Here is a 23982-nt window from a genome sequence, read left to right as displayed (position 1 = left end):
CCGCCTGCCCGATGTGGACGATATGTCAGAGCCGCAGCACCTCGGTGACGCGGACGACGGCCGTCCCCTCCTCCTCGGAGGCGGCGAGATCCACCTCGGCGCGGATGCGCCAGTCGTGGTCGCCCGCGGGATCGTCGATCGTCTGCTCGACCCGCCACAGGCCCTCGGTAGCGGCCGACTCGTCGATGTCGACGTACGCCGACGACCGCGCGGCACCGCCCGTGCCGATCGTGTCGTGCTCGTCGAAGTAGGCGTCGAGTGCCGCCGACCAGTCGACGTCCGGGTCGAGCTCGGCGAGTTCGTCGTCTCGCTGGAGCGCGGCGAGCTGCACGCGGCGGAACATCTCGTTGCGCACGAGCACGACGAACGCGCGGCGGTTGGTGAGGATCGACGGCGGCGCGGGCGGCACCACCGGGGCGGTGGGGTCGTCGGCCGGGTTGATGAGCTGCTCCCACTCGTCGACCAGGCTCGAGTCGACCTGCCGCACGAGTTCGCCGAGCCACGCGATGAGGTCGAGCAGATCGGGCGTCTGCGCGTCGACCGGCACGGTCTGGCGGATCGCGCGGTACGCATCGCTGAGGTACCGCAGCACCAGCCCCTCGCTCCGGGCCAGCTGGTACAGCGAGACGTACTCGCCGAACGAGCACGCCCGCTCGAACATGTCGCGCACGACCGACTTGGGCGACAGCTCGAAGTCGCGGATCCACGGCTGGCTCGACGCGAACACCTCGTACGCCTGCGCGAGCAGCTCGTCGAGGGGCTTGGGCCACGTGATCTCCTCGAGCAGCTCCATGCGCTCGTCGTACTCGATGCCCTCGCGCTTCATCGCCGCGACCGCCTCGCCGCGCGCCCGGAACTGCTGCTGCGACAGGATCGGACGCGGGTCGTCGAGCGTCGCCTCGATGACGCTGACGACGTCGAGCGCGTAGTGCCCGGTGCCGACCGATGTCGCCGGGGGCGTGGCATCCGGTCCCCGCCCGAGCTCGACCTCGGGGTCGAGCATCTCGATCGCGGCGAGCGCGAACGGCGACAGCGGCTGGTTGAGCGCGAAGTTCGGCTGCAGGTCGACGGTGAGCCGGATGCCGTCGGCCCCCGCCTCGACCACGCCCGCCTGCACGAGCGTGCGGAAGATGGCGATCGCTCGGCGGGCGAGCTCGTACTGCCGTGCGCGCGGCTCGTGGTTGTCGAAGACGAGTGACCGGACGTTGGCGAAGACGTCGCCGCCGCGGGCGATGACGTTGATGAGCATCGCCGCGGTGAGCTTCATCTGCGGCGCGAGCGGTTCGGGCTCGGCCGCGACGAGACGGTCGTAGCTCTGCTCGGTCCAGTTGACGAAGCCCTGCGGCGCCTTCTTCCGGACGATCTTCTTCTGCTTCTTGAGGTCGTCGCCGGCCTTGAGGATTTGAGCGGCGTTCTCGATCTCGTGATCGGGCGCCATGACGACGACCGTGCCGGCGGTGTCGTACCCGGCACGACCCGCGCGACCGGCGATCTGGTGGAACTCTCGCGCCGAGAGCTGACGCATGCGCGTGCCGTCGTACTTCGTCAGCGCCGTCAGGAGCACCGTGCGGATGGGCACGTTGATACCCACCCCGAGCGTGTCGGTGCCGCAGATGACGCGCAGGAGCCCCCGCTGCGCGAGCGTCTCCACCAGCCGCCGGTAGCGCGGCAGCATGCCGGCGTGGTGCACGCCGATGCCCGCGCGGACGTATCGCGAGAGCGTCTTGCCGAAACCGGTGGTGAAGCGGAAGCCGCCGATCGCTTCGGCGATCTCGTCGCGCTGCTCGCGCCCGATGATGCGGATCGACGACAGCGCCTGCGCCCGCTCCATCGCCGCGGCCTGCGAGAAGTGCACGACGTAGATGGGCGCCTGCTTCGTGTCGAGCAGCTCCTGCACCGTCTCGTGGACCGGGGTGCGCGCGTACTCGAAGTGCAGCGGCACGGGGCGCTCGACGCCGGTGACCCGCGCGGTGGGGCGCCCCGTGCGGCGCGAGAGGTCGTCGGCGATGTCCTCGACGTCGCCGAGGGTGGCCGACATGAGGATGAACTGCGCGCGGTTCAGCAGCAGCAGCGGTACCTGCCACGCCCAGCCGCGGTCGGCTTCGCCGTAGTAGTGGAACTCGTCCATGACGACCTGATCCACGTCGGCGTCAGACCCCTGGCGCAGGGCGAGGTTCGCGAGGATCTCCGCGGTGCAGCAGACGATCGGGGCGTCGGCGTTCACCGACGAGTCACCCGTGACCATCCCGACGTTCTCCGCCCCGAAGATGTCGACGAGCGCGAAGAACTTCTCGCTCACGAGCGCCTTGATCGGTGCGGTGTAGTAGCTGCGGCCGCCCCGGGACAGGGATGCCGCGTGCGCCGCGACCGCGACCAGCGATTTGCCCGTACCGGTCGGGGTCGACAGGATCACGTTCGCTCCCGAGACGATCTCGATGATCGCCTCGTCCTGCGCGGGATAGAGCGAGAGGCCGCGCGACGCCGCCCACTCGACGAAGCCGAGGTACACGGCATCCGGATCGCTGCCGGCGGGCACGTGCTCGAGGAGGGGGGTCACGGTTCCACCCTCTCATCCGCCGGGGTCTCGCCCGGCGGGGGCGTGGCTCATCTGCATGATCCGAGGGGCGGGAGTGCTCTCGCGGAGGTCCGGGCGCCCCACCCGCCCCACCGGTCATGCAGATGGACCGCCACCGCTCGTCGACTCAACCGTCGGCGCTGAAGACCCCGACGTTGCCGTCGTCGAGCACGAACTGCATCGCCGTTCCCACGGGATAGCGGGCGCGGAACGGCTCGGGGAACGACGACGTCACGATGAACTCGACGCTGGCCGGGAAAGGACCGGCGCCGCAGCCCCCGACCCGGATCCCCCGGGGCGCGGAGCGCGGGGAGTCCGCTTCGCGCACCTCGCTGGTGTCGAGCGCGATGAGGCATTCCGCCTGATTGCCCTCGGAGTCGATCTGCGAGACGCCCGAGAACACCGTCAGCCCGTAGTAGTCGGCGAATCCCCGGGTCTGTTCGGGATCGAATCCCAGGTAGCCGGCCGAGCCGAGCTGCGCGTCGGGATCGGCCGTGAGGGTGTCCGTCTGCGCGATCCCCGCGGTGCGGTCCACCGCGGTGACACTGACTCCGGCCGCAGTCGCCGCGCTCGTGAGTGCCACGACTCCCGCCACCGCCACTGCCGCGACCCACACGCGCCGACGTGAGCGGAGGAGGGGGCGCCGCGGGGCGGGCTCCGCCTCCTCCGGTTCCGGGTCCGGCTGGGGCACGTCGGCGTCGTCGCCCGGATCCGCCTCGGTCTCGGCCTCGGCCTCGAGCGGGGCGGCGCGCATCCGCTCGAGGTCTTCGAGTTCACGCAGACGCGCGACGGCAGCGGGGTCGCCCTCGATGTCGGCGTTCGGACCGTACGCCCGCGCGCGAAGACGCTCGAGCTCGCTGCCGTGATCCGCGTCCATCCTGTGCATCGTGTCACGGCAAGTTCATGCGTGGGAATAGATTGACGGATGCCGCGTTGCACCGTACATGCGCTCCTTCGGCACACTCTCCTTCGGCCACTACGGCCCCCTCGGCGGCGGTCGCCAGCTCACCGCCGGCGACTCGATGCTCCAGGCCATCGACCTGGCCCAGGGTATGGACGACCTCGGGGTCAACGGCATCTCGTTCCGCGTGCACCACTTCGCGCGCCAGCAGGCGGCGCCCATGCCCCTCCTCGCGGCGATCGCGGCCCGCACCTCGCGCATCGAGGTCGGCACCGGCGTCATCGACATGCGCTACGAGAACCCGCTCATGCTCGCCGAGGAGGCGGCATCCGTCGACCTGATCAGCGGCAACCGCCTCGCCCTCGGTGTGAGCCGTGGGTCACCCGAGACGGTCGTGCGCGGATACGAGGCGTTCGGATACACGGGTTCGCAGGACCCGCGCGGCGGCGACATCGCCCGCGAGCACTTCGACCTGTTCCTGCGCGCGATCGACGGCGAGGGTCTCGCGGAGCGCGACCCGATGAGCCCGTTCGGCGGCGGCACCGGTCTGCAGCGCATCGAGCCGCACTCCCCCGGGCTCCGGAAGCGCATCTGGTGGGGCGCCGGCACGACGGCGACCGCCGAGTGGGCGGGCCGCGTCGGCGTCAACCTCATGTCGTCGACGCTCCTCACCGAGGCGGACGGCACGCCGTTCGACCTCCTGCAGGCGCAGCAGCTCGACGCGTTCCGCGCCGCCTGGCGCGAGGCAGGGCACGAGGGCGAGCCGCGCACCTCGGTCAGCCGCAGCATCTTCCCGATCGTCACCGCCGAAGACGAGATGTACTTCGGCGGCTCGGCCGGCAGCGACCAGATCGGCGTGATCGACGGCATGCGCTCGACCTTCGGCAAGACCTACGCCGCGACCCCCGACGTGCTCGTCGAGCAGCTGCAGAACGACGCCGCCGTGATGAGCGCCGACACCCTGATGCTCACGATCCCGTCGCAGATGGGCGTCGAGTTCAACCTCCGACTCGTCGAGAACTTCGCGCGCCACGTCGCCCCGGCCCTCGGCTGGGTCCCGACCACCACGTCGGTCACGGCCTGACCGATCTCCCGCAGGGCCCGGATGCCACCCGCTCGGCGTCCGGGCCCTCGGCGTCGGTGAGTGCGGGTGTTTACGGTGGGGGAATGTCCCTGTCGCTCACCCCCATGGATCCGTCGAGGCGGGACCGCGCGGAGCTCATCGCTTTCCTCACGACGAACGTCTTCCCCTTCCACGTGCGAGCGCGCCTGACGGCTCCAGACGTGGAGCGGGCGATCGATGACGGCGTGTGGCACGGCGACGACATCGAGGCCCACTGGCTCGACGGCGACCGCGGCCGGGTCGGGCTCGTCCGGCTCGACGACCTCGGGGACGCCACGGCCATGATCGACCTCCGCCTCGCCGAGGTCTGGCGCGGGCACGGCTTCGGGACGACGGCCCTCGCGCTGGCGCGTGATCGCGTGTTCTCGAGCCGGGCGAATGTCCTCCGACTCGAGGGACAGACACGTGAGGACAACCTCGCGATGCGCCGCGCGTTCGAGCGCGGAGGGTGGGTGTGCGAGGCGTACTACCGCTACGGGTGGCCGGTCGAGGGCGCTGAGCCCGTGGCATCCGTCGCCTACAGCGTGCTGCGCCGCGACCACCTCTCCGGGCGCACGACCCCTGTGCCGAACACCCTTACACGGCTCCGAGTCGAGGCCGCCGATGCACTGGTCGCGACAGCCTGGGCCGCGGAGGAACGTCTGCTCGACCCGGCCGTCCGCCGCGTCCCTGCCGATGTCGACCGACTGCTCGACGACGCCTTCGTCGAGATCGGCCAGTCCGGACGCCGCTGGACCAAGAGAGCGATCATCGAAGCACTGAGCGACGAGCCGGGCGAGGCGCCGGGGACGATCACGGAACGTGCGGCCCGGACGATCGCGTCCGACATCGTGCTGCTCGAGTACGTGCTGTGTTTCGACGGTCGCGTGAGCCGCCGGTCGTCACTGTGGACCGTCTCGCCCGACCCGCGGTGCCTCTTCCATCAGGGCACGACCGTCGCGTAGCGGGAAGCCTCAGCGGGCCGTCGTTCCCCGCGACCGCGCGATCGTCTGCGACACGAGGTACTCGCCCCACGCCACGATGTACGCGCCGAGCGCAGCCCAGACCCATCCGTTCGGCAGGACGCCCAGCGCCCCGAGGACACCCGCGACCGTCAGCGCCACCACGACGATGAGCACCGGCACCAGAGCACGGGATGCCACGGCCCCGGCCGGTGTGCGCAAGACCACCAGCAGCGCGCCGGCGGTGGCGATCAGGAGGATGAGCGGTGTCCACCACGAACCGAGGGTGCTCATGGTGGCGGAGGCACCGAGGCCCGCGATGACGAGGGACGCGGTGCGAAGGGCACGGATACGGGACTCGGGAATGAGGTGCTCCTTTTAGAGCGCGACGCGGAGCGTCGACATCACAGGGGTGACTCCAGCGTAACGAGGAGGGATCGCGCGGATAGGGTGAGCAGCGCACCATCGTGATCGACAGAAGGGGCTGCCGTGGTCCTCTCCGCCTCACCGCAGGATCAACCCGATTCCCTGGACCGCATCGCGCGCGACCTCGTGGTCTTCAAAGACGCCCGCGGCCCCCTCTCGTACGGCGAACTGGCGCGTCGCGTCGGTGAGCTCCGGATCGAGCGCGGAATTCCCGCCGCATCCGCGTACCCGGCTCGCACCACCGTCTACGACGTCTTCCGTCCCGGACGCTCGCGCATGGACCCGGTTCTCGTGCACGACATCGTCCGCGCCCTCGGAGCGGACGACGCGGAGGCCGACACCTGGGTCGAGCGCTACCACCGCGTGCGCCGCCTCACCGAACCCTCCGCTCGTCAACGGCCCACCCCGGCCGTCGACGCTCCGGCACCGATCGACCGACCCCGCCTGCTGCCCGCAGCACCCACCCGTCGCCGCTTCGCGCCTCTGACGCTCGTCGGGTGCCTCCTGCTGAACGTCGTGGGACTCGTCGTGGTGCAGCATCTCCATCTGCCCCTCTACCTCGACATGGTCGGCACCGCCGTCGCGGCGATCGTGTTCGGGCCCTGGTACGGCGTGGCCATGGGTCTGCTGACGAACCTGTGCGGCGTCGTCGTCGGGATCCCCGGGGCCGCGCCCTTCGCGCTCGTGAACGCGGTCGGCGCGCTCGTCTGGGGCTACGGGGTCCGCCGCTTCGGGATGGGCGGCGACATCGTGCGGTACTTCCAGCTGAACCTGCTGGTGGCCCTCGCGTGCTCGCTGGTCGGAGCACCCCTCAACGTGCTGCTCTTCGCCGGCTTCTCCGGGCACGGATCGGACACCGTCACGCTGTCGCTGGAGACCATGGGGCTGCCGATGGTCGCCGCGGCCTTCTCGACGAACCTGTTCACCTCGGTGATCGACAAACTCCTCACCGGCTTCATCGCGCTCATCGTGCTCGTCTGGCTGCGCGGCGCGACCGGGGTGCCCACGACCCACGTACCCCTGATCGATCATCTGCGTGCGCCCCTCGCCCCACGATGGGTGCTCGACTCGGGTCGGCGGCGACTCACGCTGGTCTGACCGCGCTCGACCGAGAGAAGCCCCTGAAATGCCGACGATTCGGCCTCGTGGGGCACGCCGTTCATCCGCGCGCCCTACGCTGATCCGGCGGGAGAGCACGAGTTCTTCTCGGTCGACGAAGCCATCGCATCGGGAGGGGTTTGATGGAGCTGTCACGGCGGAGCATGATCGTCGGCGCCCTGGGCGTCCTCGGTCTCGGCGTCGGAAGCGTCGCCGCCGCCACCGTGATGACCCACGGCGCCCCCGAGAAGCCCATGTCCGCGCCGAGCGCGCGGGCGAGCTCTGCCACCCCGACGCCGCGCTCCAGCCCGTCGCCCACCGACGGCCCCGAAGACCTTCGCCTCTCCGCGTGGGACAGCGTCGTCCGCCGGATCTCGGATGCCGCCGACGCCACCCTCGCGCTCACGTCGGGGACCCTGCCCGCGGGCGTGAGCATCGCCGCGGGGAGCCTCGTCGGACGCCCGACCGAGGAGGGCGCCTACCGCTTCTCCCTCGAGGTCGCCGAGGGGAAGAAGCGATCGACCCGCACCTTCGCCGGGAAGGTCGCACCGCTCAAGCGCGACCTGAGCATCTCGCTGAGTCTCGACCAGCGCACGCCGATGTCGGTCACGGCGAAAGAACTGGACCGGATTGCCCGGCTCGGCGCGAATGCGACGCTCGTCATCTACTGCTTCATCTCCGATCCGACCTCCACGACCTTCACCCGCGTCACCGACGATCGGATCGACAAGGTCTTCCAGCAGGCTCGCGAACGCGGCGTCCGCATCACGCTCGTGAAGCCGCACATCGTCACGAACGACCAGGGCGACGGGTTCTACCGCGGCAACTACACCCCGGCATCCCTCGATGAGTTCTTCGCGAACTGGGAAGACCAGCTTCTCTTCTTCGCGGATCTCTGCGCCCGCAATGACGTCGAGTACCTCTCGCTCGCGTGCGAGCAGCCGCATCAGACGGATGCCGCCACCTACGACCGCTGGGTGCCGTTGATCCAGAAGCTCCGCGACGCGGAGCCGGCGCTCAAACTCACCGCTGCATTCACGACGCTCGAGCTCTTCCTGCTGTACACCTTCTGGATCCCGCAGTCGACGCCGCACATGGCACGGCTGCTCGATGTGTTCGGCATCAATTCGTGGGTCGTTCTGACGGACAAGGTCTACACGCCGGATACGCCGAACATCACTGTCGACGAGCTCGCCGCGGGATGGCGGGGCGGCGGGGGGAAGACCGACGACCACCTCGGCAAGCTCGAGACCGTCTGCGACGCCCTGCGCATCCCGTTCCTGGTCACAGAGGTCGGTGTGCAACCCCGCGTCGACGGTCTCGCCAAGCAGGACAACAGCTCTCCGCCCACGGGCGTCGAGAACTTCGACGTCCAGGGGCTGCTGTACCAGTCGGTCCTGCAAGCACCGCTGCAGTCGCGCTGGTGCACGGGCGTCTCGATCTGGCACATGCGCGCGCCGTTCGCGTTCGGGAGCCTCAAGGGCACGCGCCTGTACCCCGGCGAGAGCGTCCTCAAGAGCGCGCTGCTGCGCACCCCCGCGCTCGCGAGCAAGGACTTCTGAGCGAGTCGTCCGGGTCAGCCCCGCTCAGGAGCCGCATCGGGATGCCGCATAAACGCCATCCACTCACATAAACGCGCTGCGCACGTGTTTATGTGAGTGGATGGCGTTTATGGCCGTGCCCCACTGCCGCGGAGAGCGTTTATGGCCGCGCCTCGGCGGCCCGAACGCCGCCCGCGGGGCGCCGCCCCGGGCTCGCCCCCGCCGGCCGCGCCTCAGCGCCCGTTGCGGTCGGCCGCGGAACGCGGCGGCGCCGACGCGACGTCGAGCCGCTCGAGACCGCGCAACGACGTCCAGATCAGCTCCTCGCCCTTGGCCGCGTGCTGCGATGCGCGCACGGCCCGCTCGTCGGCCCACGAGTTCAGGACGTGCCCGCTGTGTCCACGGACGTGCTCCAGGACGACATCCGGAAGCCCCGCCGCGCGCCGGGCGTCTCTCGCCGCGATCAGCGCCTCGAGGATGCTGCGGTTGGCGACGGGCTTCTTCGCGCTCGTGACCCACCCCCGGCGGCGATGCCCGTCCATCCACGACGAGTACGTGTCGATCGCGTACTTCGAATCCGCCTGCACGACCAGCTCGCGCACGTCGGCGTGATCGGTGATCGCGTGCAGGAGGCCGAGGAGCTCGCCGATGTTGTTCGTCCCCTCGGGGATGGACCCGGCGGCCCAGTGCCCGTCCTCGCCGACCCACGCCCACCCGGCGGGGCCGGGATTGCCCTTGCAGGCGCCGTCGGTCGCGACGACGTAGCGGTCAGAGGGGGTAGGGGCAGACGTGCTCATCCCTCCAGTCTCGCTGCTTTCCGGTGCCCGCCGTACACGCGGCACGGCGGGCACCGTCCGAGGATCAGCTCTTCCCGCTGTCCGCCTTCTTCGATCCCGCCTCGAGAACGTCACCGGCGGGGAGCTCCTGGTGCCCGCCGAACTGCAGACGCATCGCCGACAGCACCTGGTTGGCGAAGTGGTCCTCACCGCGCGAGGCGAAACGCTCGAACAGGGAGGCCGCGAGAACCGGGACCGGAACGCCCGTGTCGACCGCCGCCTTGACGGTCCAGCGGCCTTCTCCCGAGTCCGAGACGCGCCCGGCGAGACCGTCGAGCGTGGGGTTCTGCTCGAGGGCGGCCGCGGTGAGGTCGAGCAGCCACGACGAGATGACCGAGCCGCGACGCCACAGTTCGGTCACGCGCGCGGTGTCGATGTCGAACTGGTAGAACTCGGGCTCCTCGAGCGGCGCGACCTCGGCGGAGTGCTCGCCCTGGTGCAGACCCGCGTCGGCGTTGTTGAGCACGTTGAGGCCCTCGGCGAGCGCCGCCATGATGCCGTACTCGATGCCGTTGTGCACCATCTTCACGAAGTGGCCCGCCCCCGAGGGGCCGCAGTGCAGGTATCCGCGCTCCTCGGTCGAGTACTCCCCGGTGCGGCCGGGCGTGCGTTCGACGTCGCCCGGCCCGGGCGCGATCGTGCGGAGCACCGGCTCGAGGTGGGCGACGGCCTCGTCGTGGCCGCCGACCATCAGGCAGTACCCGCGCTCGAGACCGAAGACGCCGCCGCTCGTTCCCACGTCGACGTAGTGGATGCCGGAGTCGTTGAGCTTCGCCGCGCGACGCACGTCGTCGCGGTAGTTCGAGTTGCCGCCGTCGATGATGATGTCGCCGGGCTCGAAGACCTCGGCGACCTGGTCGACGACGGTGCCGGTCAAGCCCGCGGGGATCATCAGCCACACGGCGCGGGGCTTGGTCAGCTTCGAGGCGAGGTCGGCGATGCTGGTCGCACCGGTCGCGCCTTCCGCGACGAGGGCGGCCACGGCATCCTGATTCACGTCGAAGACGACGCAGTCGTGACCGTCCTTCATGAGCCTGCGGACGATGTTGGCGCCCATTCGTCCGAGACCGACCATGGCGAGTTGCATTGGATCCCCGTTCATCGTGGATGGTTCATCGTGCGTCGAGGCCGCGAGAGGCCCCTTCCGCGAGTCTAGGAGCGCGAGACCGCTGGGGGCCCGCCTTGCGAACGCGTAGCCGGGCGGTTCTCATCTCAGGATGCCGAGCGAGCGGGCCGCCGACACGGCAGCCGTGCGCGAGGTGACGCCGAGCTTCGAGAACACGTGCGCGAGATGCGACTTCACGGTGGCGTCGGTGATGTGCAGGCGGGCCGCGACCTCGGCGTTCGAGGCGCCGCGCGCCACGAGCCGCAGCACCTCGATCTCGCGCGCCGAGAGGCTGATGCGGGGCTCGCGCAGGCGAGCCATGAGGCGGCCCGCGATCGCCGGCGCGAGGGCGCTGTGGCCCGCGGCGGCGGCGCGGACACCCGCGAGCAGTTCGTGCGGCGGCGCGTCCTTGAGGAGGTAGCCGCTCGCGCCGGCCTCGACGGCACCGAGGATGTCGCCGTCGGTGTCGTAGTTGGTGAGGATCAGGACGTACGGCGGCGCGGCGAGCTCGCGGACGCGTCTCGTCGCCTCGGCCCCGGCGGCGCGATCGCCGAACTGCAGGTCCATCAGGACGAGCTCGGGCGAGAGGCGGCCGGCGAGGTCGACCGCCTCGTCGGGCGTCGCCGCCTCCCCGACAACGTCGATGTCGGACTCGGCATCGAGCAGTGCGCGCACGCCCGCGCGGACGACGGGGTGATCGTCGGCGATCACGACGCGGATCATCGGGTTCCCCCTCTCGGCAACGTGACGGCGACGGTCGTTCCCCTCGCGGGTGCGCTCGTCACCTCGATCGTGCCGTCGAGCTGGTCGACCCGCTCGCGCATCGCGCGAAGGCCGAAGGAGTCGGTTCCCCCGTCCTGCGCCGCGTCCGAGGCCGGGTCGAAGCCGCGACCGTCGTCGGACACCGTCAGACGGACCGCGCCTTCCGAGGTGCCGAGGCTCACGCGCACGTGCGTCGCGGAGGCGTGCTGAGCGACGTTGGCGAGGGCTCCCTGCGCGATGCGTAGAAGAGCCGTCTGGGCATCCATCGGCAGGATCACCTCGTCGGGGACGTCGACATCGACCGCGACCCCCGCGTGCTCTCCCCACCCGCGCGCGAGGCGCTCCAGCGCGGGTCCGAGACCGTGCGTGAGGCTGGGGGGCGCGAGCTCGCGGATGAACCGCCGCGTCTCGGCGAGGCCGTCCGCGGCGGTCTGTCGCGCGAGACGGATGTGGTCGATGCCGGGGCCGGTGGCATCCGCCCGCTCCGCCGCGTACAGCAGCATCTGGATGCTCGACAGCCCCTGGGCGACCGTGTCGTGGATCTCGCGCGCGAGCCGCCCGCGCTCTGCGAGCGTGCCCTGTTCGCGTTCCGCGGCCGCCAGGCGATCGCGCGTCGCGAGCAACTCGGCCATCAGCTCTTCGCGTTCGGCGGCGCGACGCTCGAGGGCCGCGTATCCGAGTCCGATCAGCAGGGCGACGCCGGCACCCACGACGGGGCCGACCACTCCGCCCACGGTGAGGCCGCCGTGCAGCGCGAAGGCGGCGATGGTGAGCGCCGTGGTCGCCACCACCGCGAGCGGTCCGGCCGCGCCCGGCAGCACGTGCAGGTAGAGGAAGAAGAGGGGGAAGACGAGGTACGCCGCCTCGGGCACCAGCCACACCAGCGCTGCCCACACCACCGTGAGGGCGAGCACCCAGATCACCCCCGCCGCGGAGCGTCCGCCGCGCGCGACCCAGGCACCCGCACCGTAGATCGCGCCGAGCACCACGGCGAGGACGATCGGCATCGCGCCCGCGCCCGTGAGCACGACGCGCACGACGACGAGCGCCAGCAGGCCCGCGAAGAGCGCGTGCAGCCCGATGCGCAGGCCCGCGAACACGGGGGCGAGGGGTCGATGAGACATGTCGCGATCCAGGCTACGGATGCCGAGCCCCCGGCGGATCATCCGAAAGGTGGAACGAGAGTTCGCCCGGGACGGCGATGACCCGGCGGCATCCGGTGACGAGGGTGGAAGGACGTCGACGAGACCCGTCGGCCGGAAGGAGGCGGCGTGTACGTCGCATGGCGCGATCTGCGCTTCGCTCGCGGGCGATTCGCCCTCATCGGGGCGGTCGTCGCCCTCATCACCCTGCTCGTCGGATTCCTCTCCGGCCTCACCGGTGGCCTCGCCGCCCAGAACGTCTCGGCGGTGCTCGCGCTCCCCGCCGATCGGCTCGTGCTGCAGCCGGCGGGCGACGCCGCGGCGACGTTCGCCGACTCCTCGATCGGTCAGGACACCGTCGACGCGTGGCGCGAGGCCGCGGGCGTCGACGCCGTGACCCCCGTCGGCATCGCGCAGACGCGGGCCGAGGGACCCGGAGCCTCCACCGCGGTGGCCCTGTTCGGCCTCGACACCGGCACGACGTTCGCCGCTCCCCGCCACGACGACGAGATCGACCTGTCGACGGGAGCGGCGAAGAACCTCGGCGCCGCGGTCGGAGACGAGGTCACGATCGCGGGTTCCTCCTATCGGGTCACGGCGATCGGGGGCGACGACTGGTACAGCCACACGCCGGTTGTCACGCTCACGTCGACCGCGTGGGCAGCCCTCGACGAGCGTCTGGGCGGAACGGGAGAGCCGACCGTGCTCGCGGTCTCGGGCTCACCCGCGTGGGACACGGTCGCCGCCGACACCGGCACCACGGCATCCTCTCCCCTGTCGAGCCTCACCGCCCTGTCGACGTTCCGCTCCGAGATCGGCTCGCTCGCGCTGATGATCGCGATGCTCTTCGGCGTCTCGGCGCTCGTCGTCGGCGCGTTCTTCACCGTGTGGACCATGCAGCGCTCGGCCGACATCGCCGTGCTCAAGGCCCTCGGGGGGAGCACTCCCTCCCTCGTCCGCGACGCTCTCGGTCAAGCGCTGGTGGTCCTCGCGGTCGGGGTGGGGGTCGGCATCGGCCTCACGGCACTGCTCGGCACGCTGGCCGGCGGGGCTCTGCCCTTCGTCCTGAGCCCCCTGACGACCCTCGCCCCCGCCGCGATCATGATCGCGCTCGGCCTGCTCGGCGCGGCCGTCTCGCTGCGCACCGTCACCTCGTCCGACCCCCTCACCGCACTCGGGAGCACTCGATGATCCTTCTCGACGACGTCACCCTCACCTACCCAGACGGAGACACCCGCGTCACCGCCGTCGATCGCGCCACGGTCGAAGGCCGGCCGGGAGTGGTCACCGGCATCACCGGCCCCTCGGGTTCGGGCAAGTCGAGCCTGCTGGCGCTCGCGGCGACCCTGATCCGCCCGGACTCCGGCCGGGTGATCGTCGACGGGGTGGACGCCACCGGTCTGAGTGCGGCGGAACGAACGGCGCTGCGACGAGAGCGGATCGGTATCGTCTTCCAGCAGCCCCAGCTGCTTCCCTCGCTCACCGCGCGCGAGCAGTTGCGCGTGATGGCGGAGCTCGGCGGGCGAGGGCGCGGTGAACGTCGCACCGCTGTGCGGTCCCGGGTGGACGAGCTCCTGGATGCCGTCGGCCTCGGCGGGTTCGGCGATCGCCGCCCCGCGCAGCTGTCGGGCGGTCAGCGACAGCGTGTGGCGATCGCCCGCGCTCTCGTGCACGAGCCGCGCGTGTTGCTGGTGGACGAGCCCACGAGCGCCCTGGACAGCGCACGCGGTGCGGAGATCATGGCGCTGCTGTCACGCCTGACGCGAGAGAGGGAGACGGCCACGCTGCTCGTCACGCACGATCTCGTGCACCGCGACGCGCTCGACGAGACGGTCGAGGTCGTCGACGGACGCGCGGCCCTCGTCACCACCCGTACGCGTTGAACCACTCGCGACGGCGGTCGGCCTCGCCGCGGGACTCGTCTCCCCGCCACGAGTCGTGGGGCTCGATCAGGCCGTCGCCGTCGCGGTCGACGAAGGCCCAGCAGACCGGGCAGACGGCGCGGCCTCCGGGAAAGCCGTCCGCGAGGAGGGGCGCGGGATCGGCCGGTGTTCCCGCCGCGGGGCAGGCGGGTGGGTCGGCCTGCAGGTCGCTCCACAGGAGTCGTCCCCCCGTGCGATGGTGGAGGCCGCGATGGCCGTCCTCACGCGTGCAGATCTCCCCGTTCCTCCGGCTCAGGCAGAGCCTGCGTGCGGCGCCCGGGAGCGCGGCCAGCGTTCGCGTCATCCTTCAATTCTCGACGCTGGGCACGGGTCTGGCGCAGCGGTGGCAGATGCGGAATCCGCACGGGGCGATGGGGACCGGTGGGGAAGGGGTCGGCGGTCATCGCTGACCACCACCGGTACGACGAGAGAACATGTCGACCTCCTGATGTGTCGACCATCCGTCGGCGAGCTCGGAATTCCGAGGGGGTTGACAGGCCGGAAGTCGATGCTACGTATACCCCATGGGGGTATCATCGACGCATGCACGGATACGTGGGCCACAAGGACGACCTGCTGAAGCGTCTGCGTCGCGCGGAGGGCCAGGTGCGCGGCATCGCGCGCATGGTCGACGACGACCAGTACTGCATCGACATCCTGACCCAGGTGTCCGCCGTGACGAAGGCACTCGAGACCGTCGCCCTCTCCCTCCTCGACGATCACCTGTCGCACTGCGTGGCCGAGGCGGCGGCGCAGGGCGGTCCCGTCGCCGAAGAGAAGCTCAAGGAAGCCAACCAGGCGATCGCCCGCCTGGTCCGTTCGTGAAGGAGACCCCCATGGCCACGCAGCGCATCGAACTCGGACTGACCGCCTCGACGCCCTCCGGCGGAGGATGCGGCGACGGTTGCGGGTGCGGCCACGCCGACGCCCCCACCCCCTCGGTGAGCGAGGGCCTCTCCGACAGCGAGCTCCGCGTCGAAGGCATGACGTGCGCGCACTGCGTCCGCGCGGTGACCGAAGAGCTGGACGCTCTCGACGGTGTCGAGGTGGCGGGCATCGACCTGAACGTCGGGGGTGTGTCCATCGTCCGCATCCGGTCGAACGGCACCGCCGGCGACGACGAGCTGGCGGCGGCGATCGACGAAGCCGGTTACGCGCTCGTGCGCTGACCGCTCACGCGGAGCGACGCAGGACCGCGTCGACGGCGGCGTGGAACGTCAGGTGCTGCGCGACCTCGACCGCGCGGTCGTAGCGCGTTCCGCCGAGCGCCACGAAGACCGAGCCGACGACCTCCACGTAACCGACGATGTACCCGTCGCGCGCGACCTCGTAGAGGTCCATGTCGATGCGCGTCCAGGGGATCTCGACCGGGGCCACGGGTGCCGACGACGGGGCCGCCGTAGCGGCGACGACGCGACCCGGGCGGCTGAGCGGTGCTTCCATGACCATGTGTGACTCCTTCGGTCGTCCGGGTGTGCTCTCACCCTGCTCTCCGAGGTTCTGATCCGCGCCGCCCTTGACGAAACCCCTACGCGCGGCTAACTACTCTCACAGCACAGCCCGCGCCGGGCGGCCCCGTCGGGGACGTTCGTCCGAGATCGCGAGTCCGGTCGCCCCGGCCGCGAGCACCTCCACCTCGTCCAGCCAGCGCAGTTCAGCCTCGAGACGAGCGCGCCGGGCCGCGGCGACGATCGCCGTGCCAGTGGCATCCGTTCCGTCGTTCCGAGTCGCCTCATCCGCGAGGGCGGCCCGCACGCCGGCGCGCTGAGCGGCCAGGATGCCGGCGACGTCGGCGCCCGGAAGGGTGACCGCCAGCGCGATGCGCAGGGCGACCTCGTCACGGCCGTCGGTCACGGTCGCCGCGCTCAGCCACGCGCGAGCCTCCGCGCGACCCGCCGGCGTGACGCTCCAGAGGATCCGCCCGTCGTCGTCGACTCCGCGGTTGTCGACCAGGCCGTCGCGTTCGAGGCGCTCGAGCGTCGTGTAGACCTGCCCCACGTTCACCGCCGCTCCGGTACGACGGGTGTACTCGGCGCGCAGCTGGGAGCCGTAGCAGGCGCCCTGATCGAGGATCGCGAGCAGGCTCTGACGCACCGACATGGACTCTCCGAACACGCTCGAGAAATGACTTTCCGAGTATATGGTTCGATGCCGAATCAACCCGGAATGACGCCGTGCGGCGCGGCGTAGCATGTGGTCTGACCACATAGCACAGCTTGATCGGAGGCTCCTCGTGGAGTGGCTCGACCCCCTCGCTCTCGCCCGCTGGCAGTTCGGGTTGACGACCCTGTACCACTTCCTCTTCGTGCCTCTGACGCTGGGAATGTCGCTCGTCGTCGCGATCTTCCAGACCGTCTGGTACCGCACCGGAGACGTGAAGTGGCTGCACCTCACCCGGTTCTTCGGGAAGATCTTCCTCATCAACTTCGCCATGGGCGTCGTCACCGGCATCGTCCAGGAGTTCCAGTTCGGCATGAACTGGTCGGCGTACTCTCGCTTCGTCGGCGATGTCTTCGGCGCACCGCTCGCTTTCGAGGGACTCCTCGCCTTCTTCCTCGAGGCCACCTTCATCGGCCTGTGGATCTTCGGCTGGGACAAGCTCCCCCGCCTCGCGCACCTCGCGAGCATCTGGATGGCGACCCTCGGAGCGACGTTCTCGGCGTACTTCATCATCGCCGCCAACGCGTTCATGCAGAACCCGGTCGGCTACCAGATGGCCGCCGACGGCCACCGCGCCGAACTCGTCGACTTCTGGGCGATGCTGACCAACCCCGTGGCGCTCGCGGCCTTCCCGCACACCATCTTCTCGGGCTGGATGTTCGCGGCGATGATCGTGGCCTCGATCTCCGCCTGGCACCTCGCTCGCGGTCGCAACGTCGAGATGATGCGCACGACCCTCCGCTTCGGCCTGTGGTCGGCGATCGTATCCTTCGTGCTCGTGGCTGTCGCCGGTGACCAGCTGAGCCTGGTGATGGTGGCGACCCAGCCGATGAAGATGGCCGCGGCCGAGGCGACGTTCAACACCGTCTGCGGACAGGATGCCTCGTTCTCGATCTTCACGCTCGGCACCCCCGACGGCACGAGCGAGCTGTTCTCGATCCGCGTGCCCTTCCTCCTCAGCATCCTGTCGACGCACTCGCTCGACGGCTGCGTCGAAGGCATCAACGACCTGAACACGCTGTACAGCCAGCAGATGTTCCCGCAGTTCGCCGACCAGGTCGACGGGAACTTCGCGCCGGTGCTGTGGGTCACGTACTGGGCCTTCCGCTGGATGATCGCGCTCGGCGGCCTCACCGCCCTCATCAGCGCGGTCGGCCTGTGGGTCACGCGCAAGAAGGCGACCCGCCCCGTGAAGCAGTGGATGTGGCGCGTCGCGATCTGGGCCGCTCCCCTGCCGATGATCGCGAGCCTCGTCGGGTGGGTCTTCACCGAGATGGGCCGCCAGCCGTGGATCGTCTTCGGCCTCATGCTCACGCAGGACGGCGTCTCGCCCAGCGTCCCGGGATGGAGCGTGCTCGTCTCGCTCATCGCCTTCACCCTCACCTACGCGAGCCTCGCGGTGGTCGAGTTCGGGCTCATCAAGAAGTACGCGCAGAAGGGACCGGACCCGCTGCCGGATCCGAACGCGCCGCGGGAGCCCGACACCGTCGAGAACACCCCGACGACCGTCTACTAGGAGCACAGTCATGGACCTCGCATACCTCTGGTTCTGGATCGTCGGATTCCTCTTCATCGGCTACTTCGTGCTCGACGGGTTCGACTTCGGCGTCGGGATGTCGCTGCCGTTCCTCGGCAAGGACGACATCGCCCGCCGGCAGATCATCAACACCATCGGCCCCGTGTGGGACCTCAACGAGACGTGGGTCATCGTCGCGGGAGCGGCCCTGTTCGCCTCGTTCCCCGAGTGGTACGCCACGCTCTTCAGCGGCTTCTACCTGCCGCTCCTGCTGATCCTGCTGGCGCTCATCGCCCGGGGCGTCTCGTTCGAGTACCGCCACCAGCGGGACTCGGCGAAGTGGAAGCGCGGGTTCGACCGCATGATCGTCATCGGCTCCGCCGTCCCCGCCTTCCTCTGGGGGGTCGCGTTCGCCAACATCGTGCAGGGCGTGCCGCTGGATGCCGATCACGAGTACGTCGGCACCCTGTTCACGCTGCTCAACCCCTACGGCATCCTGGGTGGCCTGGTGACCATGCTGCTCTTCTTCACCCACGGCGTGTACTTCGTGGCGCTGAAGACGGACGGGCAGGTGCGGACGGATGCGCGGAAGCTCGCCCGGACCTCGGGCCTCGCGACCATCGTCGCCGCAGCACTGTTCCTGGTCTGGACCATCGTCCAGGCGGCGAACAACCAAGCGCCACTGCTGCTGGGGGTCGTCGCCCTCTCGGGCATCGCTGCGCTCGCCCTGATCGGATCGTGGGTGGCCAACCTCCGCGACCGCGAGGGCACCGCCTTCACGCTCGGCGCGATCACGATCGTCACGGCGGTGGCGGCCCTGTTCTTCGCGCTCTTCCCGAACGTGATGCCCTCGACGCTCGAGGCGGGCTCGGGTCTGACGATCGAGAACGCGTCCAGCACCGACTACACGCTGACCATCATGAGCTGGGCGGCGCTGATCTTCCTGCCGCTGGTGCTCGCGTATCAGGGATGGACGTACTGGGTGTTCCGCAAGCGCGTCACCCGCGCCCGCATCGAGAAGGCCGCCCTCGTCGCCCACTGACGCCGGTCGCCCCGCTCTCCCGCACCACCCCCGGGGAGAGCGGGGCGACCCGTCTGGAAGGATCGTTGTCGTGAGCGACGTGGGAGCAGAGAAGATGCGTCCCGTAGACCCGCGGCTCGTGCGATACGCCACGGCCGCCCGCGGGTTCCTCGTCATCACCGCCGCCATCGTGCTGGCGCAGACCGGCGTGATCGTCGGTTTCGCGTGGGCGGTGACCTCAGCGCTCGTCGGCGCGATCGGCGGGCGACCGCCGGCGGAACTGTGGGGGTACGTGGGGGTGGCGGCATCCCTGGTCCTCCTGCGCGGGTTCCTGATCGTCGCGTCGGAGCGCGTGTCGGCGCGCGGAGCGGCGGTCGCCTCCCTGCAGCTGCGCGAGAAGCTCGTCGCCGCGGTCGCCCGGCTCGGCCCCCGGTGGCTGGCCGGGCGCAACACCGCGTCGCTCGCGACCACCGCGGGGCACGGACTCGAGGCGCTCGACGCCTACTTCGGGCGTTATCTTCCTCAGCTCGTCGCGACCGCGATCACGATGCCGATCCTCATCGGCGCGATCGCCCTGGCCGATCCGCTCTCCGGCCTCATCGTGGTCCTCACGATCCCGCTCATCCCGATCTTCATGGTGCTGATCGGACTGGCGACGCGCGCCGTGCAGCAGAAGCAGTACCGCACGCTCGGAAGGCTCGCCGCCCGCTTCGCCGACACGGTCGAGGGCCTCGGCACGCTCAAGGCATTCGGTCGGCAGCATCGCGCGGCCGACACGATCGAGACCGTCACGCGCGACTACAAGCGCGAGACGATGACGGTGCTGCGCGTGTCGTTCCTCTCCGGCTTCGCGCTCGAGTTCTTGGCATCCATCTCCGTCGCGATCATCGCCGTGACGATCGGCTTCCGGCTCCTCGCGGGCGACCTCTCGCTGCTGGTGGGGCTGTTCGTGCTGCTGCTCGCGCCCGAGGCCTACCTTCCCCTGCGCCAGGTCGGCGTGCAGTTCCACGCGGCGTCGGAGGGGGTCGCGGCAACGGGCGAGATCTTCGACGCCCTCGATGCCGCCCGGAAGACCTCCGACCCGGATGCCGAGACCCCCGCGACCGGGTCGACCGTGGCGCTGCACGAGGTGCGCGTGCATCGCGGAGTGCACCGGATGCCGACGGCGTCGCTGTCGGTGGGACCGGGTGAGATCGTGCTCATGACCGGCCCGAGCGGCGTCGGAAAGTCGTCGCTGATCGCCGCTCTGCTCGGATACGCCGAGCACGACGGCGAGGTGCGTGTCGACGGCGTGGCCGTGCCCCACGCGCGCGCCGCCGTCGCGTGGGCGGGGCAACGGCCCGGACTCGTCTCGGGAACGGTCGGCGAGAACGTCGCGCTCGGGTCGACCCTCGATCCCGTCGCCGTAGCGCGAGCGCTGGACGACGCGGGCGCCGCCGACATCGACCCCGCGACCCCGCTCGGCGCGGGAGGGTCGGGCCTCTCGGGCGGGCAGGCGCAGCGGGTCGCCGTGGCGCGAGCGCTGTATCGCGCCCGGGTCGCGGGAGCTCCCGTGCTCGTGCTCGACGAACCCTCGAGCGCCCTGGATGCCACGACCGAAGCGCACCTGTGGGCGACCCTGCGTCGCGAGGCCGACGCCGGCCGCGGGGTACTGCTGGTGTCGCACCGCCCGTCCGCGCGGTCGATCGCGGATCGCGTGATCGGGCTCCACCCCGCGGGTGAATTGCCGGAGATCGTCGCCACAGCCGACCTCGAAGCGTCGAATCGCGGCAACTCACTGCGCAGCGAAGGGGTGCAGGAGTGAACGCCCGGGTACGCGGCATCCTCAGCTCGGCGATGCCCTCGCGTCGTCGGTTCGCGCCCGCGGTGCTGTCGGGCTTCGGCACCGCGCTGAGCGCGGTGGCGCTGCTCGCGGCGAGCGCGTGGCTCATCGCGCGGGCGGCGGAGCAGCCGCTCGTGATGTACCTGTCGGCCGCCGTCGTCGGGGTGCGCGCGTTCGCGCTGTCGCGCGGGGTGTTCCGCTACCTCGAGCGGTTGACGAGCCACGATGCGGCCCTGCACCAGCTGGCGGGCGTGCGCGCCGATCTCGTGCGCGAGCTGGTGCCCCTGGCGCCGGACGGGCTCGGGCGCGCGCACCGCGGAGGACTCCTGTCGAGCGTCGTCGACGACGTCGAGGAGCTGCAGAACCTTCCGCTGCGGGTCGTCCTGCCCCTGTCGGCCGCCGCCCTGACCTCTCTCGCCGCGGTCGTCTTCACGGCGTTCATCTCGTGGCCGGCCGCACTCGTGCTGCTCGCCTGCCTCGTCGTGGCCTTCGGGGTCGCCGTGGCCGTCGGGTGGGCGGCGGGCTCCCGCGCGGAGCGCTCGGTGGCGCCGCTTCGCACCGCCGTCGCCGACGCGGTGCACGACCTCCTGACGAACCTCGACGTGCTGACCGCCTACGGGGCTCTGGATGCCGCGCGCGAGCGCGTCCGCTCCGCCGACGCCGCTCTGCGCCGGGCGCTGGTCCGCCGGGGCGTGGCGCAGGGGCTCACCTCCGGTACGGTCTCGGTGCTCGCCGGCGCCGCCTCGCTGCTCGCCCTCGCGGTCGCGGCCCCGGGCGTCACCGGCGGGACCCTCTCGGGGCCGGGGCTCGCGGTCGTCGTGCTGCTGCCGATGGCCGTGTTCGAGGTGTTCGGACCGGTTCCTCTCGCCCTCGCGTCCTGGCGGCAGGTGCGCGCTGCGGCCGAGCGGATCGCCGAAGCGGTGCCCGAGACCATCCCCGACGGCCTGCCACAGACCGAACCCGCGGCCACCGGCACCGGCCCCGCACTGGGCGAGGGTCTCGTGCTCCGCGGGCTGGCGGCGCACTGGCCCGCCCGCAGCGACTCCGACGGCGACGCCGGGCGGCTCGACGACGTCGACCTGCGCGTGTGCCCCGGAGAGCGTGTCCTCGTCTCGGGCCCGAGCGGCGCGGGCAAGACGACGCTCGCCCACGTTCTCGTGCGCTTCCTCGACTACGCGGGGTCGTACACCGTGGGCGGCATCGAGGCGCGCGACCTCTCCGGCGACGACCTGCGCCGGACGGTCGGGCTGATCGAGCAGGCGCCGTTCCTGTTCGACGAGTCGGTGCGCCAGAACCTGCTCTTCGCTCTCGACACGGCGAGCGACGCCGACCTGTGGGCCGTCCTCGCACGCGTGGGGCTCGACGGCTGGGTCCGCGAGCGCGGCGGCCTCGACACCCGCGTCGGCGACCGGGGCGTCCTCGTCTCGGGCGGGCAGGCGCAACGACTGGCTCTGGCACGGGCGCTCCTGCGCGGGTTCCCGGTGCTCGTGCTCGACGAGCCGACCGCGGGCGTGGACCCCGCGGCATCCGAGGCCCTGCTGCACGACCTTCTCGGCGCGGTCGATCGCGACCGTGCCGTGCTGCTCGTGTCGCACGTCGAGGTGCCCGCCGGACTGGTGGACCGCGAGGTGCGGATGGAGGACGGGCGGGTCGTCTCCGGCTGACCCGTCCGTCCCGCCGCTGATCACGTCCCGTCGCCGCGCCGAGCCCCGCCGGTGCCCTGCCGGCGGGCTGAGTGTCGTGCGGCACGGACTCGGCGTCCGGGTGCCGTGGACGCCCACCGACGGCGCAGCCCCTCCGCGACGCGTCAGGCGGTGAGCTTGCGCTGCCACACGCCGAACCGGTTGCCGGCCGGATCGGCGAGGTGGGCGAAGAGGATCGTCCCGTTGTCGACGAGCGGCCGCACCGTCTCCGCGCCCTGCTCGATCGCCGTCTGCAGCGTCGCGCGGATGTCGGCGACCTCGACGTAGAACACCGCCCACGCTTCACCGCCGATCTGCGACGTGTCCCAGAGCCCGCCGGCGTTCTCGTTCACGGCGGCGTAGCCGCCGGGATTGGCGGCCGCGAACCGCCAGCCGAACAGCTGCCCGTAGAAGGAGCGAGCGGCCTGCGGGTCGGGAGTGCCGATCTCGAAGTAGTTCACGGTGTTCGTGTCGCTCATGGGTGTGACCTCTCTCGTCTCGGGCGGCTCGTCCGCCCTCTGCATCGAGAGTGGGACCTGCCACAGTGAGAGGGTCAAGCGATCGGCACGTTGACCTCGGTGACCCACTTCGCGGGGTCGCTCTCGCGCCCGGGTCCCACGACGTAGACATTGAACAGGGCACCCGCCCGCGCGAACCCGTGTTCGGCGATCCAGGTGCCGAGGATCTCGGTCGCGCGCCCGATGGTGTCGAAGTCTCCCCTGTGGATGGTCCAGGCGACGCGCTGCGCGGGGAGTTCAGCGATGTCGAACCCGTCCCGCGGCGAAAACGGCCCGCTGTAGTCGCGCCAGATCGCCATCTCGACGTCGTCGTCGCGGAACTCCTCGTCGAAGTAGGTGGCGCCGACCAGCTCGCCGAAGCGCGCCGGGTCAGCGCCGTCCGGGCGGGCGATCAGGTCGCGAAGGTCGGCCCAGAGCTCACCCTCCGCCGGATAGCAGGCCACCGTGCGCCGCAGCCGAAGCGTCCGCACGGCGGGGAAGACCCGCTCACCGACCACGGCCGGCGACGTGTCGAGCGCGTCGGCCAACGACAGCGTCAGACGCTGCTGCGCGTGAAGCTCGGCGGCCGCGGTCTCGAGCGAGGCCGCGTGCTGAGCGAGGCGCGCCCGCAGCACGTGGGGGGTGGCGAAGAGCGGGAGGAGCTCCGCGATGAGCGAGATGCCGCAACCGGCGTCGCGCAGGGTGCGGATGCGGCCCGCCACGCGCAGCTGATCGGGCGTGTACCGCCGGTACGACGTGAATGCGTCGACCGATGCGGGCGTGAGGAGTCCGCGCTCGTCGTAGTGGCGCAGCATCCGCACACTGATGCCGACGTATCGCGAGAACTCGCCGATGCTCAGCAGGCGCGCCCCCGCTGCTCGGGTGACGGTCGATTCGCTCATAGGCCGATTG

General features: G+C 70.9%; 24 protein-coding genes. 12 read left to right on the top strand and 12 right to left on the bottom strand.

The window, feature by feature from the left end; genetic code table 11:
- Positions 1-25: 25 nt before the first annotated feature.
- Both ACMW4R_RS16865 and ACMW4R_RS16860 read right to left on the bottom strand, forming a co-directional pair.
- A complete protein-coding gene (locus ACMW4R_RS16865) occupies positions 26-2557 on the bottom strand; it encodes a DEAD/DEAH box helicase (RefSeq protein ID WP_058613190.1) in 2532 nt (843 codons plus the stop codon).
- A 145-nt stretch (positions 2558-2702) separates the two neighbouring features.
- Complete coding sequence (locus ACMW4R_RS16860; RefSeq protein ID WP_058594982.1) at positions 2703-3452, bottom strand: hypothetical protein; 750 nt, start codon at positions 3450-3452, stop codon at positions 2703-2705.
- Positions 3453-3519: 67 nt separating this feature from the next.
- Between ACMW4R_RS16860 and ACMW4R_RS16855 the strand changes: the two genes are divergently transcribed.
- The gene (locus ACMW4R_RS16855) at positions 3520-4560 is read left to right on the top strand and encodes an LLM class flavin-dependent oxidoreductase (RefSeq protein ID WP_418300484.1); all 1041 of its coding nucleotides are present in this window, start codon (positions 3520-3522) and stop codon (positions 4558-4560) included.
- Between the two features lie 83 nt (positions 4561-4643).
- Complete coding sequence (locus ACMW4R_RS16850; RefSeq protein ID WP_418300483.1) at positions 4644-5543, top strand: GNAT family N-acetyltransferase; 900 nt, start codon at positions 4644-4646, stop codon at positions 5541-5543.
- 9 nt (positions 5544-5552) lie between these two features.
- Here ACMW4R_RS16850 and ACMW4R_RS16845 read toward each other — a convergent pair whose 3' ends face one another.
- Positions 5553-5834, bottom strand: coding sequence for a hypothetical protein (locus ACMW4R_RS16845; protein WP_058594980.1), 282 nt, complete (start codon positions 5832-5834; stop codon positions 5553-5555).
- A 195-nt stretch (positions 5835-6029) separates the two neighbouring features.
- On the opposite strand from ACMW4R_RS16845, the gene ACMW4R_RS16840 reads away from it, so the two are divergent.
- Both ACMW4R_RS16840 and ACMW4R_RS16835 read left to right on the top strand, forming a co-directional pair.
- Positions 6030-7064, top strand: a complete 1035-nt coding sequence (locus tag ACMW4R_RS16840; protein WP_418300482.1) for an ECF transporter S component — start codon at positions 6030-6032, stop codon at positions 7062-7064.
- A 143-nt stretch (positions 7065-7207) separates the two neighbouring features.
- Positions 7208-8626 (top strand): hypothetical protein, encoded by a 1419-nt coding sequence (locus tag ACMW4R_RS16835; RefSeq protein WP_418300481.1) that lies wholly within the window; start codon positions 7208-7210, stop codon positions 8624-8626.
- Positions 8627-8838: 212 nt separating this feature from the next.
- On the opposite strand, the gene ACMW4R_RS16830 is transcribed toward ACMW4R_RS16835, so the two are convergent.
- From ACMW4R_RS16830 to ACMW4R_RS16815, 4 genes are all read right to left on the bottom strand, one after another.
- Positions 8839-9402, bottom strand: a complete 564-nt coding sequence (locus ACMW4R_RS16830; protein ID WP_418300480.1) for a ribonuclease H family protein — start codon at positions 9400-9402, stop codon at positions 8839-8841.
- 64 nt (positions 9403-9466) lie between these two features.
- Entirely contained in the window at positions 9467-10528 is a 1062-nt protein-coding gene (gene gnd, locus ACMW4R_RS16825; RefSeq protein ID WP_058594976.1) for a phosphogluconate dehydrogenase (NAD(+)-dependent, decarboxylating), read from the bottom strand.
- 120 nt (positions 10529-10648) lie between these two features.
- Complete coding sequence (locus tag ACMW4R_RS16820) at positions 10649-11269, bottom strand: response regulator (RefSeq protein ID WP_058594975.1); 621 nt, start codon at positions 11267-11269, stop codon at positions 10649-10651.
- Positions 11266-12432 (bottom strand): sensor histidine kinase, encoded by a 1167-nt coding sequence (locus ACMW4R_RS16815; RefSeq protein ID WP_418300479.1) that lies wholly within the window; start codon positions 12430-12432, stop codon positions 11266-11268. The genes ACMW4R_RS16820 and ACMW4R_RS16815 overlap by 4 nt, the downstream gene beginning before the upstream one ends.
- 147 nt (positions 12433-12579) lie before the next feature.
- On the opposite strand from ACMW4R_RS16815, the gene ACMW4R_RS16810 reads away from it, so the two are divergent.
- Together ACMW4R_RS16810 and ACMW4R_RS16805 are read left to right on the top strand one after the other, a co-directional pair.
- Positions 12580-13641, top strand: coding sequence for an FtsX-like permease family protein (locus tag ACMW4R_RS16810; RefSeq protein WP_418300478.1), 1062 nt, complete (start codon positions 12580-12582; stop codon positions 13639-13641).
- On the top strand, positions 13638-14333 hold the full coding sequence (locus ACMW4R_RS16805) for an ABC transporter ATP-binding protein (protein ID WP_058594972.1): 696 nt from the start codon (positions 13638-13640) through the stop codon (positions 14331-14333). Before ACMW4R_RS16810 ends, ACMW4R_RS16805 begins: the two co-directional genes overlap by 4 nt.
- Here the strand turns inward: ACMW4R_RS16805 and ACMW4R_RS16800 are convergent.
- Complete coding sequence (locus tag ACMW4R_RS16800) at positions 14314-14676, bottom strand: hypothetical protein (protein WP_241490555.1); 363 nt, start codon at positions 14674-14676, stop codon at positions 14314-14316. The genes ACMW4R_RS16805 and ACMW4R_RS16800 overlap by 20 nt on opposite strands.
- A 239-nt stretch (positions 14677-14915) precedes the next feature.
- On the opposite strand from ACMW4R_RS16800, the gene ACMW4R_RS16795 reads away from it, so the two are divergent.
- Both ACMW4R_RS16795 and ACMW4R_RS16790 read left to right on the top strand, forming a co-directional pair.
- A complete protein-coding gene (locus ACMW4R_RS16795) occupies positions 14916-15197 on the top strand; it encodes a metal-sensitive transcriptional regulator (RefSeq protein ID WP_058594971.1) in 282 nt (93 codons plus the stop codon).
- 11 nt (positions 15198-15208) lie between these two features.
- Positions 15209-15541: a heavy-metal-associated domain-containing protein gene (locus ACMW4R_RS16790; protein WP_418300477.1), complete on the top strand. Its 333-nt coding sequence runs from the start codon at positions 15209-15211 to the stop codon at positions 15539-15541.
- A 4-nt stretch (positions 15542-15545) separates the two neighbouring features.
- Here ACMW4R_RS16790 and ACMW4R_RS16785 read toward each other — a convergent pair whose 3' ends face one another.
- Together ACMW4R_RS16785 and ACMW4R_RS16780 are read right to left on the bottom strand one after the other, a co-directional pair.
- Positions 15546-15821 (bottom strand): hypothetical protein, encoded by a 276-nt coding sequence (locus ACMW4R_RS16785; RefSeq protein ID WP_058594970.1) that lies wholly within the window; start codon positions 15819-15821, stop codon positions 15546-15548.
- Positions 15822-15920: 99 nt separating this feature from the next.
- On the bottom strand, positions 15921-16472 hold the full coding sequence (locus ACMW4R_RS16780; protein ID WP_058629412.1) for a PadR family transcriptional regulator: 552 nt from the start codon (positions 16470-16472) through the stop codon (positions 15921-15923).
- Between the two features lie 133 nt (positions 16473-16605).
- On the opposite strand from ACMW4R_RS16780, the gene ACMW4R_RS16775 reads away from it, so the two are divergent.
- The 4 genes from ACMW4R_RS16775 (at position 16606) to cydC (ending at position 22555) form a co-directional block, all read left to right on the top strand.
- The gene (locus ACMW4R_RS16775) at positions 16606-18048 is read left to right on the top strand and encodes a cytochrome ubiquinol oxidase subunit I (protein WP_363375158.1); all 1443 of its coding nucleotides are present in this window, start codon (positions 16606-16608) and stop codon (positions 18046-18048) included.
- A 10-nt stretch (positions 18049-18058) separates the two neighbouring features.
- Positions 18059-19090 (top strand): cytochrome d ubiquinol oxidase subunit II, encoded by a 1032-nt coding sequence (cydB, locus tag ACMW4R_RS16770; protein WP_418300476.1) that lies wholly within the window; start codon positions 18059-18061, stop codon positions 19088-19090.
- Between the two features lie 70 nt (positions 19091-19160).
- Positions 19161-20873 carry a thiol reductant ABC exporter subunit CydD gene (cydD, locus tag ACMW4R_RS16765; protein ID WP_418300475.1) on the top strand — a complete coding sequence of 571 codons (1713 nt, stop codon included), beginning with the start codon at positions 19161-19163 and terminating at the stop codon, positions 20871-20873.
- Positions 20870-22555: a thiol reductant ABC exporter subunit CydC gene (cydC, locus tag ACMW4R_RS16760; protein WP_418300474.1), complete on the top strand. Its 1686-nt coding sequence runs from the start codon at positions 20870-20872 to the stop codon at positions 22553-22555. The genes cydD and cydC overlap by 4 nt, the downstream gene beginning before the upstream one ends.
- Before the next feature lie 143 nt (positions 22556-22698).
- Here cydC and ACMW4R_RS16755 read toward each other — a convergent pair whose 3' ends face one another.
- Positions 22699-23052: a VOC family protein gene (locus ACMW4R_RS16755; RefSeq protein ID WP_418300473.1), complete on the bottom strand. Its 354-nt coding sequence runs from the start codon at positions 23050-23052 to the stop codon at positions 22699-22701.
- A 74-nt stretch (positions 23053-23126) separates the two neighbouring features.
- Positions 23127-23972 (bottom strand): MerR family transcriptional regulator, encoded by an 846-nt coding sequence (locus ACMW4R_RS16750; protein ID WP_418300472.1) that lies wholly within the window; start codon positions 23970-23972, stop codon positions 23127-23129.
- Positions 23973-23982: the final 10 nt, after the last annotated feature.

This window comes from Microbacterium sp. S1037 (assembly GCF_048381605.1).
Classification (GTDB): Bacteria; Actinomycetota; Actinomycetes; order Actinomycetales; family Microbacteriaceae; genus Microbacterium; species Microbacterium testaceum_B.
The sequence above is the reverse complement of the archived record's forward strand: the minus strand, read 5'-3'. Positions and strand labels throughout refer to the sequence as shown.